The sequence below is a fragment of the Neorhizobium sp. P12A genome (assembly GCF_008365395.1).
In the GTDB taxonomy this organism is placed as follows: Bacteria; Pseudomonadota; Alphaproteobacteria; order Rhizobiales; family Rhizobiaceae; genus Rhizobium.
Genome location: NZ_QOVX01000008.1, coordinates 197,959 through 211,143 on the forward strand (window position 1 = coordinate 197,959; position 13,185 = coordinate 211,143).

Annotated in this window: 13 protein-coding genes; 5 read left to right on the plus strand and 8 right to left on the minus strand. The window is 60.6% G+C overall.

The genetic code is table 11. The features are described 5' to 3' along the window. Nucleotides 1-7 precede the first annotated feature (7 nt). Complete coding sequence (locus tag DTW90_RS22220) at nt 8-976, minus strand: NAD(P)-dependent oxidoreductase (RefSeq protein WP_281026133.1); 969 nt, start codon at nt 974-976, stop codon at nt 8-10. 59 nt (nt 977-1,035) lie between these two features. Here DTW90_RS22220 and DTW90_RS22225 point away from each other — a divergent pair, with 59 nt between their 5' ends. Continuing rightward, nucleotides 1,036-1,782: a FadR/GntR family transcriptional regulator gene (locus DTW90_RS22225; RefSeq protein WP_132525850.1), complete on the plus strand. Its 747-nt coding sequence runs from the start codon at nt 1,036-1,038 to the stop codon at nt 1,780-1,782. A 4-nt stretch (nt 1,783-1,786) separates the two neighbouring features. Here DTW90_RS22225 and larA read toward each other — a convergent pair whose 3' ends face one another. The 6 genes from larA to DTW90_RS22255 form a co-directional block, all read right to left on the minus strand. Next, the gene (larA, locus tag DTW90_RS22230) at nt 1,787-3,073 is read right to left on the minus strand and encodes a nickel-dependent lactate racemase (RefSeq protein ID WP_188080012.1); all 1,287 of its coding nucleotides are present in this window, start codon (nt 3,071-3,073) and stop codon (nt 1,787-1,789) included. A 2-nt stretch (nt 3,074-3,075) separates the two neighbouring features. Beyond that, complete coding sequence (locus tag DTW90_RS22235; protein WP_132525854.1) at nt 3,076-3,804, minus strand: ABC transporter ATP-binding protein; 729 nt, start codon at nt 3,802-3,804, stop codon at nt 3,076-3,078. Continuing rightward, nucleotides 3,801-4,523 (minus strand): ABC transporter ATP-binding protein, encoded by a 723-nt coding sequence (locus DTW90_RS22240; RefSeq protein ID WP_149340988.1) that lies wholly within the window; start codon nt 4,521-4,523, stop codon nt 3,801-3,803. The genes DTW90_RS22235 and DTW90_RS22240 overlap by 4 nt, the downstream gene beginning before the upstream one ends. Beyond that, nucleotides 4,520-5,539 carry a branched-chain amino acid ABC transporter permease gene (locus DTW90_RS22245; protein WP_149340990.1) on the minus strand — a complete coding sequence of 340 codons (1,020 nt, stop codon included), beginning with the start codon at nt 5,537-5,539 and terminating at the stop codon, nt 4,520-4,522. Before DTW90_RS22245 ends, DTW90_RS22240 begins: the two co-directional genes overlap by 4 nt. 18 nt (nt 5,540-5,557) lie before the next feature. Next, the gene (locus DTW90_RS22250) at nt 5,558-6,427 is read right to left on the minus strand and encodes a branched-chain amino acid ABC transporter permease (protein ID WP_149340992.1); all 870 of its coding nucleotides are present in this window, start codon (nt 6,425-6,427) and stop codon (nt 5,558-5,560) included. A gap of 107 nt (nt 6,428-6,534) precedes the next feature. After that, nucleotides 6,535-7,746, minus strand: coding sequence for an ABC transporter substrate-binding protein (locus DTW90_RS22255; protein ID WP_132525862.1), 1,212 nt, complete (start codon nt 7,744-7,746; stop codon nt 6,535-6,537). 146 nt (nt 7,747-7,892) lie between these two features. On the opposite strand from DTW90_RS22255, the gene DTW90_RS22260 reads away from it, so the two are divergent. Genes DTW90_RS22260 through DTW90_RS22270 form a run of 3 tightly spaced genes read left to right on the plus strand, consistent with a single transcriptional unit; the run spans nt 7,893 to nt 10,765 of the window. Continuing rightward, nucleotides 7,893-8,879: an aldo/keto reductase gene (locus DTW90_RS22260; RefSeq protein WP_149340993.1), complete on the plus strand. Its 987-nt coding sequence runs from the start codon at nt 7,893-7,895 to the stop codon at nt 8,877-8,879. 12 nt (nt 8,880-8,891) lie between these two features. Beyond that, nucleotides 8,892-9,764, plus strand: a complete 873-nt coding sequence (locus DTW90_RS22265; RefSeq protein WP_149340995.1) for an amidohydrolase family protein — start codon at nt 8,892-8,894, stop codon at nt 9,762-9,764. Next, nucleotides 9,761-10,765, plus strand: coding sequence for an aldo/keto reductase (locus tag DTW90_RS22270; protein WP_149340997.1), 1,005 nt, complete (start codon nt 9,761-9,763; stop codon nt 10,763-10,765). The genes DTW90_RS22265 and DTW90_RS22270 overlap by 4 nt, the downstream gene beginning before the upstream one ends. An 87-nt stretch (nt 10,766-10,852) precedes the next feature. Here the strand turns inward: DTW90_RS22270 and DTW90_RS22275 are convergent, their stop codons facing one another. Further along, nucleotides 10,853-11,893 carry an aldo/keto reductase gene (locus DTW90_RS22275; protein WP_149340999.1) on the minus strand — a complete coding sequence of 347 codons (1,041 nt, stop codon included), beginning with the start codon at nt 11,891-11,893 and terminating at the stop codon, nt 10,853-10,855. A gap of 172 nt (nt 11,894-12,065) precedes the next feature. Here DTW90_RS22275 and DTW90_RS22280 point away from each other — a divergent pair, with 172 nt between their 5' ends. Then, nucleotides 12,066-13,163, plus strand: coding sequence for a sugar ABC transporter substrate-binding protein (locus tag DTW90_RS22280; protein ID WP_149341001.1), 1,098 nt, complete (start codon nt 12,066-12,068; stop codon nt 13,161-13,163). The last annotated feature ends 22 nt before the right edge of the window (nt 13,164-13,185 follow it).

Below are 13,185 nucleotides of genomic sequence, written 5' to 3' on the forward strand. Positions count from 1 at the left end.
CGTCCTATCAGCGGCTCGATGCTTCGACCAGCGAAACGCCGTTCGCGCTTGCGATAACGTCCGACAGCGCCGGCACGAAGGACTGGCCATGACCTGCCGCGACGGCAGTGGCAAAGCTGTTGCGGACTGCCGCGCCAACCGGATTGACCGCCTGAACCGCCTGAGCCAGTGAGGCCAGATAAGACATGTCTTTCAACGCGTTCGCCATGGCGAAGCGCTGGGCATTCTCGTTGCGGTTCAACACGAAGTCGAAGAAGGCCTGGTAGAAGCCGCAATCCATGCGGCTGCCGCGCAGCACGCTGTCGAAGACCTGCGGCGTCAGCCCGGCCTTGGCGGCGATCATCAGCGCCTCGGAGTAGATTGCCGAGTATCCCATCGAAACGAAATTGTTGAGAAGCTTCATCGTATGTCCCGTCCCTGCGGGACCGGTTTCAACAATGCGGGCGGCGAAGGCTTCAAGGATCGGTCGTGCCCGGGCAATCGCCTCAGGCGAGCCTCCCGCCATAACATCGAGCTTGCCCTCGGCCGCTTCCTTGGGCGTACGGGCCAGCGGCGCATCGACGAGCGTAATCCCCTGACGGGCAAGATCCTCCACGAGCTTGATCGTCACCGCCGGATTGGAAGTCGAACAATCGATGATGAGAAGTTGCTTGCCAGCCGCGAGAATGCCGTTAGGCCCGGACAGCAATTCCTGGACCTGTTCCGAACCGGTGACGCAGAATATGACGACATCGGATGCCTCCGCCAGTTCCCTGGGCGTGGCTGCCTCGCCTGCGCCGAGGCTCTTCAGCTGCTCTATGGCTTCGCGCTTCCTGTGCGCCATGACCGTCAGCGGCCAGCCCTTCGCCAGCAGGTTTGCCGCCATGCCGGAACCCATCGCGCCGAGACCGATAAACCCGATTTCCTCTTTCATTCTTTCCTCCCGGTTCGTTTGGTGTGTTCCCGTCATGCGGGATTTTGCTTTTTGCCTGCGTATGCGGTAGCAACGACATCATCGGCCACTCGCCAGACGGTAATTATGGACGTCAAGACAGCATGAAGGATAGGGACAACGCCGTTTTCAACACGATCCCGCAGACGCCAAATTTGCGCAGCGGGCTTGTCGACAGTCTGATCGGCCAGATCGAGTCCGGCGACCTGAAGCCCGGACAGCGGCTGCCGACGGAGCAGGCGATCATGGAAGCGACGGGCGTCAGCCGCACGATCGTACGCGAAGCGCTGGCGACCTTGCGCGCCAAGGGCCTGATTACCACTAGGCAGGGGCTCGGCGCCTTTGTTTCGAACGATCCGATGCCGCGCACCTTCTCGATCATTCCTAATGACCTGCAGTCGATCGACGAGGTGCTGCGTGTCCTCGAGCTTCGTCTCGGCATCGAGTATGAAGCGGCCGGACTTGCCGCGCTTCGGCGCACGCCGGAGGATATCGTCCGCATACAGGACCGGCTGGATGCGCTTGATCACGCGATAGAGCAGGGCGGCTACGGCGCCGAGGAAGACTTCGCGTTCCACCGGGCCATACTCGTCGCCACGCAGAATTCCTATTACGGACGCCTGTTCGATACGTTTGGAACCGCCATGGTGCCCCGTCAATGGGCGCGTCTCGACAAGATGACCGCGGCCGAGCGCGAACGTCATGCGACACGCATGCGCAAGGAACATCACGCGATCTTCCAGGCGATCCGCGAAGGCAATGAGGCGGCTGCCCGCAAGGCATTGCGCAACCACCTGTCGAAAAGCACGGCTCGCTTCGAAGAGCTGCGCGACGCCAATCTCCATCGTTGATCGTTCACGCGGCATATCGCGGAACGACATAGGGACCTTCGGGGATAATGGCGACATCGGGATCTCCGCCTGCGGTGATACTGCGGGCGATTGCGCCGGAAAGGTCGTCGATCATCCCGACACCGGTCAAACGTCGGTCATCGCCGGAAAGCCCAGTTGTATAGAGCTCGACTTTGCCGAGGCGCATGGGCTTCAGCTGCATTTCCGTTTGCCACTCATCGATCTCCGCAAGGGTCTTGGCAGTGAGCGTGGCGAGAAACCGATCCGGCCCGAGGTCGACCAACCGAGCCTGCGCCTCGCGAAATTCGGCCGATCCGAAACCCTCCGAGCATTCCGACGCGATGATCAAAGTGCCTCCCGGCTTCAGGATATCGAGCGGCGTCACCATGCCTTTGATCGTCTGGTAGTAGGTCTTGTCCAGCGGATAGCCGGCCGAAGACGTGACGACGGTCGAGAACTTGCGGTTGAGCGGAATCTGGGTGACGCCGCTGACGAAATCGACGGCCGCCTGATGGCTGGCGATGATCTCGCCGAAGGTGACGCAGACGAGATCACGGTCCTCATCGAGAACGGTGTTCACGGCATAGACCTCGCCAAGCATGCGGACGATCTCGAGCTGCTCCTCGTGCAGGGGATTGCCGATGAGATTGCACTGGACCGCCAGCGGATCTTCCATGAAGCGAGCCGAGTGGAAGGTGCGGATCGTTTCGTGATGGGCGACGCCGGGCGAGATGACCTTGCGTCCACCCGACCAGCCGGCCATAAAATGAGGTTCCACCAGCCCGGTGGCAATCCGCAGATCGGCCTCAACAAACAACCGGTCCAGTTTGACCGGAGTAAGACGGGTCTTCGTGAAGCCGAGGTCGATGTGGGCGGCGTCGTCCCGGGCGTAGTGATTTTCGACCCGGACATTGTCCAGCACCCAGGGATCGCCGACGAGTTCGGCCAGTTCGTCATCGAGGTTGGGGCGATGCAGACCGGTCGCGACAAGAACGACGATCTGATCCTTCGGAATACCCGAGGACCACATGGTCTCGATCATCGGCCGCAGGAAGAGCTTGTTGGGAACCGGTCGGGTAATATCGCAGATGAGAATGCAGGCACTCTTGCGGCCGCGAGCAAGCTCGGCCAGCGTCGGCGATGCCACCGGCGCATCGAAAGACGCAATCACGGCTGCCTGTTGATCGGGCAGTTTCGGCAGCTGTTGCTTGCGGATGATCGTTGGCCGCACACCGGCGGGCAGTTCAATGTCAATGTGGCCGCGGCCATATGAAAGAGCAATTGAGCGCATCGCTATACCTTTTCCGCCACGCCGCCGAGATAGAGCTCGCGCATCAGCGACATATCCTTGAGATCGGAAATCGGTCCTGATGTGGCAATGCGGCCATTCTGCATGAGATAGCCGCGAGTCGCCACAGACAAGGCAAGTCCCGCATTTTGCTCGACCAGAAGAACGGATGCGCCGAAGGTCTTGCCGATATCAAGGATGATCGCCTGGATCTCCTTGACGAGCAGCGGCGAAAGACCGAGCGAAGGTTCGTCGAGAAGAAGCACGCGTGGCCTGGCCATCAGACCGCGGGCGATCGCCAACATCTGTTGCTGGCCGCCACTCAGCGACCCGCCTTTCTGCTGGCGCTTGGTCGCGAGAATCGGGAAGAAATTCTCCATCGTCTTCACGTCGGTGTCGACGGCACCGGCATCGCGTCTGGCATAGGCGCCGAGCCGAAGGTTCTCCTCGACCGTCATATCCGCGAAGATACGCCGGCCCTCCGGCACCAGGACGACGCCACGCTTGGCCATGATATCGGGCGTCTTTCCCGTCAGGTCTTCGCCCGCAAAGCGGATGCTTCCCGCCCTTGGCTTGACCAGCCCGACGATGGTGCGCAAAAGCGTGGACTTGCCCGCCCCGTTGGGGCCGAGAATGGTGATGACTTCGCCTTCGTCGAGCGCGATGGAAACGTCGCGATTGACGACAGTCGCACCGTAGCCGGTCGTTACGTTCGAAACCTCAAGCAGGCTCATAGCGCACCTCCAAGATAGACTTCGAGGACTTTAGGATCGGAGAGTACGTCCTGGGTCAGCCCGTCGGCGATCTTCGAACCGAAATCCAGCACGACCAATCGCTTGCAGAGCATCTGCATCAGCTTCATATCGTGATCGATCACGCAGACGCTGATGCCGTGTTCAGGAAATTGCTTAACGAGACCGACCAGCGTTGCCGTTTCTCGATCATTGAGGCCGGCCGCGGGCTCGTCGAGCAAGATGAGCGATGGTCGCGTCGCGAGCGCCAGGGCGACACCTAGCAGGCGCAGGCTGCCGAAGGGCAGGATTCCGGCCCGTTCCTGCGCCAGAGCCGTCAGCCCGACGAAGTCAAGCAGTGCGGCCGGCGTTGTCCAGGGATAGGGACGGCTGATGCGATGCGAGTGCTCGCAGGCGATCTGGACATTCTCGTGGACCGAGAGGCCGGGAAAGGCCATGGCCTGCTGGAACGTATAGCCGATACCCGCGCCCGATACCTGATGCGCTGCCAGACTGGTGATGTCGCGTCCGCGCCAGCTGACCTTGCCTTCAGTCGGCTTGTGGACGCCGGTAATGACGTTGAAAAGCGTCGTCTTGCCGGATCCGTTAGGGCCGACGATCCCGAGGATCTCTCCTTCCTCTATCGATAGGTCGACGCCCGATAGCGCCGTCAGCCCGCCGAACTGCTTCTTCAGTCCCTTGATCTCGAGAATGGCGTTCATCGGCCCGCCTCCGACGCATGATTTCCGTCGGCGGTTCGGCTTGCCGTATCCTTCCGCATCAACATCCGGAACAACCGTTGCCACCCTTCCAGCAGGCCCGCGATCAGTCCGTTGGGGAGAAGCAGGATGACCGCGATCAGGCAGACACCGTAGAGAATGCGGGATTCGACCGGATCAAGGTTGAGCACTTCAGGCAGGAAGGAAACGAGAATGCCGCCCGCGAGCGGTCCGAGCAGCAGTCTTGCCCCCCCGATCATGACCATCAGGGCGAGGTAGATGCTCGGGAAGGAGGCGAATTGACTGGGTGAGATATGGCGTAAGAAATAGGCGAGGAGGACACCGGATACGCCCGCGAAAACCCCGCTGACGACGAAGGCGCCGATCTTGTGTCGGCCCACATTGATACCCAGCGAGGCGGCCAGCTTCTCGTTCTCCCGGATGGCGCGTAGCGTGCGCCCGTAGGGCGAGTTGATGATCATCCAGCTCGCGACGGCGCTCAGAGCAACGAAGAAAAGCACGATGTAGTAATAGGGGATGAGATCGTCGGCAGGCTGCCCGAAGACAGTGACAGGGAACTGCAGGTCTAGCCCGGTTGCCGCACCCGTATAGTCGCCACCATTGGTCAGCACGATCGTCAGCAGCTGTCCAAAGGCGAATGTCATGATGACGAAGTGATGACCCGAGACACGCAGCGACGGGATGCCGATCACTGTCGCCGCGATGGCGGCGAAAATCCCCCCGAGCGGCAATGCCAACCAGAAGCCTACATCAGCATCGCGTGCAAACAGTGCGGCGGCATAGGCTCCGACACCGACGAGTGCTGCGTGGCCCATCGACAGGATGCCGGCTTGTCCGAAGAGGACCGACAGGCCATAGAGAGCAACAATGTTGATGCCGGCGGAAATGGCGAGCGATAGCATACGATTGCTAGGCCCGATGTAGGGGGCAAGCGCAAGCACCGCCAACACCACTAGGGCCGGAACAAGCGAGCGAAGCGACGAAAGAGACGTGTTCATGATGTTACCTTTCGAGCCTCAAGCCATCTTCGGCCCGCTTGTGCCGCCGAAGAGACCGTTCGGGCGGAACAGCAGCACCAAAATCATCAACGCGAAGGAATAAGCGTCGGTCCATTCGGAGAAGCCGTAGCCCGCGCTGAAGCCCTCGACGATCCCGAGGATCAGGCCTGCAACGACCGCGCCGGTCAGATTTCCAAGGCCGCCGATCAGGGCCACGGCAAATCCCTTCATGACCATTGTTCCGCCGGTGAATGGAGTGATCGGAAAGAGGGCGATCAGGAGCGCACCGCCGAGCCCGGCAAGCGCGCTGCCGAGAACGAAGACGCCGGTGATATAGCGGCGGACCGGAATGCCCATCAAGGCGGCGGTATCGCGATCGTCGACGGCGGCGCGAAGTGCGCGGCCATAGCGGCTGCGGGTCACCATGGCGAAGGTGAGAGCGACCACGGCAATGGTCACGAGAATGACCATGACACGCACCGAGGCGATGCGGACGCCTCCGACAGCCCAGATGCCGTTGAGGGGTCGCGGAATGCTCTTCTGGTTCGGATCATAAAAGAAAATAACGATGTGCTGCAGAACCACAATCAGGCCCAGCGAAACGATGAACCCATTGGTCGGTCGTGTCAGCGTGAAGCGAAACAACCCGCGCTCCAGCACGAAACCCATCGCGGCGACGGCCACGACCGCAAGCACAAGGGCGATGAAAAAGCCAAGGCCAGCCTGAACGGCGAGCCAGGTGACGATGCTCCCCACCATCAGGAATTCGCCGTGCGCGAAATTGATGATGCCGGTCAGCCCAAAAATCAATGTGACCCCGACGGCGATCAGCGTGATGACGCTCGCGATCGACAGACCGTTGAGGATTTGCTGAATGAGAATGTCCACAGCCTTGTTCCGCTGTTGTGCGGGCGTCGCGCGCTTGGCCCGCCTGTTCCTGTAACAAAAGGTCCCGCCGGCCTTGGGGGCAACCGGCGGGACGGCGCTCTGACAGCCTATTCCGCAGGGGCTTCGGCAGGGGGCTGTTGCATCGCGCAGGAGATGTTTCCGCCGGGTGCAGCGGCGCAGACTTCGGTGGCGTGGGTCACCTGATGACTCTTGTTGAAGGCCAGATCGTCGGAGACAACGCCCTTGTGATGCAGGGTTTCGAGCGCTGCCACGGTCTTGTCAGGATCAAGCGAGCCGGCCTTCTCCCAGGCCTCGGCCAGCATGTGCACGTAGTCGTAATAGAGGAGCGAGACAGAAGAGGTCACACCCTTCGGGGCGCCGGCGGCGAAGTAGTTTTTGAAATAGGTCTTCGCATTGGCGTTCGAAGATTCGCCCCAGCAGATTGGGACGCAGCTCATGGCGACCGGGACATCAGCGCTCAAATTGCGCTCCTTCCAGATGCCGGGATCGACGCCGAACAGGAAATAGCTGGGGGCCACGCCAAGTTCCAGCGCCTGAGGCAATGCCGTCAGCGTCGAGTCGCCGTTGTACCAGAAGTGCACGACGTCAGGATTGAGGCTCTTGGCGCGTGTCAGGAACGGAGAGAAGTCCGTGGTATCAGGCGGATAGGAGATGACCTCAGGCACTTCCTGGCCTTCGGCCTTGAGAGCCTTGACGTAATAGGACGTCAGGAACTGACCGGTCGCGTCATTGCCGACGATGACGACGGACTTCTTCAACGGGTGGCCGACGAGCGGGGTCAGGAGGCTGAGAACGCCACGGGCGGTCGAGCCGGACCGCTGGAATTCCTGCGGCTCGGATTGGAACAGATAGTGGTCTTCACCACCCGAAGCGACCGATTGCGGGTTCAGGATTTTCGCAAGAGTGCTGTTGCCGGCGATCTGGATCACCTTTGCAGGCTGCGTAATCTTCGTCATTGCAAGCGTGAAGTCATGCGTCTCGGAACCGAAAATTGCCGCCACTTTCTGGTCGCGCACAAGCTCCTGCGTCGCAGCGATTGCCGTCGAGATATCAGTGCGGTCGTCGCGCTTGACCATCTCGAGCTTGTAGGTCTTGTCGCCGACTTTCACGCCGCCGGCCGCGTTGATTTCCTTTACCGCCAGACCGACGCCAGCGGGCAGCGTATGGCCGGCGGAAACGAAGGCGCCGGATTCGGCCGCGACGACACCGATCTTGATCGTGTCCTCCGCGGACGCCAGTTGTACAGACGCGCCAAGGCCGAGCGCAACAGAAATGCCTCCCATCACAAGTGATCGCACGATCTAATCCTCCCAGTGCAGATTTTGCGTACTTACCGGGTTGTCGTACAACCCTGTTTTCTGATAATTGGGTTGACGGAGAATGTCAAGCAAGTCTAACCGCAGGCCACCGGCAATGTCGGGGCAAGCAAACGAGGGAGTGAGAGATGCGTAACAGGGAGTTCGGCCGCACAGGTCGGAAAGTCAGTGAGATCGGCTTTGGAGCCTGGGCGATCGGCGCAGCCTGGGGGGAGGTTAATGACGAAGAAGCGCTGGCAGCACTGCACGCCGCACTGGATACCGGCGTGACGTTCATCGATACCGCCGATGTCTATGGCGACGGCCATTCCGAAAAACTGATCGCGAAAGTGATGCGCGAACGCGGCGGCGAGCGTCCCTTCATTGCCACCAAGGCCGGCCGTCGATTGCCACAGCAATCGGTGGAGGGCTATAGCACCGAGAACCTGAACGGCTGGATCGACCGAAGCCTCAGGAATCTCGAGACGGATTGCCTCGACCTCGTGCAGCTCCATTGCCCTCCGACGGACCTCTACTATCATCCCGAGGTCTTCGAGCGGCTCGACCGGCTGGTCGATCAAGGCAAGATCCGCAACTACGGGGTCAGCGTCGAACGGGTCGAGGAAGCCCTGAAGGCCATCGAATATCCCGGCGTCGTCAGCGTGCAGATCATCTTCAATGCGTTTCGGCAGCGCCCGATCGAGCATTTCTTTGCACAGGCGGCAGAAAAGAAGGTCGCCATCATCGCACGCGTACCGCTGGCGAGCGGATTGCTTTCCGGCAAATTCAAGAGAGATACACAGTTCGAAGCCAACGACCATCGGCTGTTCAACCGCAATGGCGAGGCTTTCGACGTCGGCGAGACCTTTTCCGGCGTGCCCTACGAAGTGGGCCTCGATGCCGTCGAGAAGGTGCGCCCGCTGGTATCGGGCGACACGACAATGGCCAAGTTCGCGCTTCGCTGGATCCTCATGTTCGACGCAGTGACGGTCGCCATCCCGGGAGCGCGCAACCCGGCTCAAGCTCGTTCGAATGCCGAGGCGGCTGCCCTTCCGGCGATTTCCGAAAGCGCCATGCGGGAGATCAAGTCGATCTACGACACGCACATCAAGCAATATGTTCATCAGCGCTGGTAGGAGAGCCGGATCATGACATCGCCTATCATCGATTCCCACCATCACTTCTGGGATCCGGCCAGCGGCGGCGACTATGGCTGGCTGAGCGGTCCATTCGAACCGATCAACCGAAAATTTGAGCCGGACGACCTGCGCCCGGCCCTTCAAAAGAACGGCGTCACCGGGACGGTCCTGGTCCAGACCTGGAACGATCTCGGCGAGACCTGGGATTTCATCAGAACGGCGCAGGCGACGGATTTCGTGGCGGGTGTCGTCGGCTGGGTCGATCTCACCGATGCGCGCCTTGTCGATACGCTCGACGAACTGAGGGGCTCGCCCGAGGGCATATGGCTCGTCGGCGTCCGCCATCTTATCCAGACCGAGAGCGATCCAAATTGGCTTCTGCGGGACGATGTCAGGCAAGGCCTCAAAGCAGTTGGCGCCGCTGGCCTCGTCTATGACCTCGTGCCGAACCTGCCGCAACTGCCGTCGTGCATCAGGACGGTCGAGGCGTTCGGCGACATGCGCTTTGTGCTCGATCACATCTCGAAACCGGAAATCCGTAGCGGTGGGTTCGACGAATGGGCCGCGCTGATCCGACAGTTTCGCGGCCAGCACCATGTCTGGTGCAAGCTTTCAGGCATGGTGACCGAAGCCAACTGGCAAACGTGGACACCAGAAGACCTGAAACCCTATGTCCATGAAGTGCTCGACATCTTCGGCACCGACCGCTGCATGTTCGGCACCGATTGGCCGGTCTGCCTCGTCGCAGCGAGCTATGACCGCGTGATGGATGCACTGCAGGAGTGCGTCAAGGATCTCTCCGAGGCCGACAGGCAGAAGATTTTTGGCCTGAATGCCATCGAAGCCTATCGCTTGCCGGAATTTTGGGGGATGGGCGCATGACCGACAATCACTCTGGACACCGCATTAATTTTCGTTCGCGCCTCGGATTTGGCGCGAGCGGCCTCGGCACCCTCTACCGTGATGTAACTGAAGCCCAGGCGGCCGAGGTGCTCGATCAGGCCTATGAAGCGGGGATGCGCTATTTCGATAGCGCGCCGCTCTATGGTCATGGCCTTAGCGAACTGCGACTCGGCCGCTTCCTGCGCACGATCGATCGCGGGACCGTCACCGTGTCAACGAAAGTGGGGCGCTATATGGTGCCTCCGTTCGGCGAGAGGGTGGAGTATGGGCTCTGGGCCTCGCCGCTGCGACTGAAACCGGTCTTCGACTATAGCTATGCCGGCACCATGCGCTCGCTGGAGCAGTCCGCAAACCGTCTCGGGATCGCCGACTTCGACCTCATCTATATTCATGATGTCGATCGCTTCACCCATGGCGACGCCTATGAGCGGCGGTTCAACGAGGCGATTGAGGGCTGTTACCGTGCCCTCGACGATCTTCGCAAAGCCGGCCACATCAAGGCGATCGGCGTTGGCGTCAACGAGAGTGACGTTGCCACGCGTTTCATCAAGGCATGCTCGCTGAATGCTGTCATGATGGCCGGCCGGTACACGCTGCTTGACCGGGGAGCGGAGGCCGACCTTCTTCCGGAGGCGGAACGACGTGGCGTCGAGATCGTGGTCGCCGGCGTGTTCAATTCCGGCATTCTTGCAGCAGGGCCGGCCAGCGCAGCAGCGACCTTCGACTATGGCGCGCCGCCGGCAGAGGTGGTGGCGAGGGCCAAGGCGATCGAACAGATCTGCAATCGACATGGCGTGCCCTTGCAGGCCGCGGCCATCCAGTTCCCGTTCCGCAATCCGTTTGTTTCCGCGGCCGTGCTCGGCATGAGCCAGCCGGAGCGCATTGCGGAAAATCTTGCCTGGTCACATCAGGTGATCCCGGAAGAACTTTGGCGGGAAGTCGACGATCTCTTTCGGCCGTCATTGCCGAAGGCTAGCTAACCGTCCACCTGCACAATCACGGTTGCGAAGGTCGCTCTGGCCTGCCGAAGACTGATGTCGGCAGGCCGACTGCCCTGTCGAGCGGCCTCACGCCGCTTTCGATGGTAGGGGCGAAGCCTCGTCAATGAGTTTCTGGCTCTTGAGATCGGTCCAGAGGCCATCGGGAATGGGCCATTGCATATACTTCAGGTTCTGCTCCAGTTCCGCCACCGACCGGGCGCCCGGGATGACGCTCACCACAAGCTTATGTGCCAGGGGAAATTGTAGCGCCGCGGCGGGGAGGGGGACGCCATAACTCTCGCAAACGGCATTCAGGCTTGCAACGCGGTCAAGGACGGCCTGTGGCGCGTTCCGCGTGTTGAAGGTGGCGCCCTGTACCGCTCCCGTTGCCAGGATGCCGGAATTATAGGGGCCACCGATGACGAGCTTCGTACCCTTGCGCTCGCAGGCGGGAAAGAGCGTCGCGAGCGGCTCCTGCTCGAGCAGCGTATAGCGTCCGGCGAGAAGAAAGTAGTCGAACTGCCCGGCCTCGACAAAGTCCGAAAGCATCTCCCACTGGTTGATGCCGACGCCGACCGCCTTGATGACGCCCTGGGATCTCAGATCCGAGAGAACCGGATAGGCTCCATCCATGGCTTCCCGTAACCGGCTGCGCGCATAGGGGTCTTCACCCTTGACGAAATGGATGGCCTCATCCGGATCGTGGATGGCCAGCATGTCGATATAGTCGGTCCCAAGCCGCTTCAGCGAGTTTTCGATCGAGCGGAGAACCGCATCGCGCGAATAGTCGAAGTCGGCCCGAAAAGGAGGGGCTTCATCCCAGAGGACCGGCTTGACCTCGCTGTCAGGGATGGGCACCAGATCATATCCGACCTTTGATGAGATGACGATCTCCCCTCGCGGCAGCGTCCTGATCGCTTCGCCAAGGCGCGTTTCAGCGAGACCAAAGCCGTAAACCGGAGCGGTGTCAAAATAGCGCAGCCCGTTTTCGAAGGCGGCGTGGACGGTCTCATGTGCGACCTTCGGGTCGGTGGCGCGATACATATTGCCGAGACCCGTGCCACCCAAACCCATCGTGGTGACGTTCAGTCGTCCTCCGGCTAAGCTTCTCTTCTCCAATATCGACATTGATTTTCCTGACTAATTTTCGATTTCACCAATTTGTGACCTGGCCGATGGCGTCTCATTTGCCGCAGGCTGCCGATTCATATTGACACAGAATTTGTCGTACAACAATGTAACCGTACGACAGCAAGCGCACGGGAGGTGTGGCTCCTGTCCTCAAAGGGAGGATGCAGTTTTGAATGACGGTCACGATAAAAATGACGATCTCATTGCCCAGCGCATGCTGAGCCGCAGACAAGCCTTCGGCTTTGCCGCCAAGGCGGGTCTCGGGGCCGCGGCGCTTGCCGGCGGAGCTGCAACGCTCATGTCCAACCCGGATTTCGCGATGGCGCAGGCTGCGGCCACCGCGAGCGCTGGGCTGCCCAAGAAGCCGTTCAAGTTTCACTTCGTTTGCCATGTGACGCTCGACCAGTTCTTCACTCCCTGCATCTACGGCATTCAGGATGCGTGCGCGGCATTCGGCGCCACCTACCAGTGGACGGGATCGCAGAAGAACGTCGTCTCCGAAATGGTCAGCGCCATGCAGACGGCAATCGCACAGAAGGCCGATGGTATTGCAGTATGCCTGGTCGATCCGAAGGCATTCGACGCAGCAACGGACATGGCGATCGCTGCCGGCATTCCCGTCGTCGCGTTCAACGCCGACGTTCCGACGGGCAGCCCGAACAAGCGGCTTTCCTATGTCGGCCAGCCGCTTTTCCAGGCCGGCTATAACGTCGCGATGAAATGGCTGAAGCTGCTGCCTGCCAAGGCGCATGTGATGCTGACGATCGGCGTTCCCGGCTCGCTCAACACGCAGCCGCGCCTCGACGGTTACATCCAGGCGATCAAGGACTTCGGCAATGGCATCACTTACGATGTCGTCAATTCCGGTCCGGATCCGCAGACCGAAATCTCGCGTGTCGAATCCTATTATCTGAGCCATCAGAACGTTGCCGGTCTCTTCGGCACCGGCGGTTCCGATACCTATGCCTGCGGTTTCGTGTCGAACAAATACGGACTTGCCAAGAAGGGCGGCGTCGTGGCCGGCTTTGATCTGTTCCCGCAGACGCTGACCTTCATCAAGAGCGGCGACGTGACTTTCACCACCGACCAGCAGGCCTATCTGCAGGGCTTCCTGCCGGTACAGCAGATGTTCCTCTACAAGGTCTCCGGAGGCCTCGTTGGTCCCGCAAACAGCGACACCAGCCAGGCCTATGTCACCAAGGACAATGTCGACAACTATCCTGGCCAGACCCGCTTCGAAGGCCGGACCGCCGACGAGCCCAAGTAATTCGGGTCCCGGAAACCGAGGT